Source organism: Paraburkholderia sp. SIMBA_030 (assembly GCF_046535245.1).
Lineage (GTDB): Bacteria > Pseudomonadota > Gammaproteobacteria > Burkholderiales > Burkholderiaceae > Paraburkholderia.
The window spans coordinates 1-254 of the sequence record NZ_JAWRXB010001076.1; the positions used below are offsets into that span (position 1 = coordinate 1).

Annotated in this window: 1 pseudogene; it reads right to left on the reverse strand. The window is 65.7% G+C overall.

Annotation, left to right across the window (positions count from 1 at the left end):
• Nucleotides 1–254, reverse strand: a pseudogene (locus SB772_RS43335) (sensor histidine kinase); the annotation flags it as partial.

Consider the following 254-nt stretch of genomic DNA (forward strand, 5'->3'; position numbering starts at 1 on the left):
GTTCGACATGCGCGCGACGAACCACGCGATCAGCCCGACGCTGACCATGAAGTTCACCCACATCCCGGTGCGGTAGTAGTCGAACAGGTTCGCCGGGTTATCCATGTTGAGCGGCACCGAATCGAAGCCGAGCGCCGCGTAGCACGCGACCGCGAACGCCGCGAGCCAGATCATCAGGTGCCACGGCAGCACGGCCGCCGCGATCGCGAGCGACGGCAGATACAGCGACACAAACGGGTTGGTCGTGCCGCCCG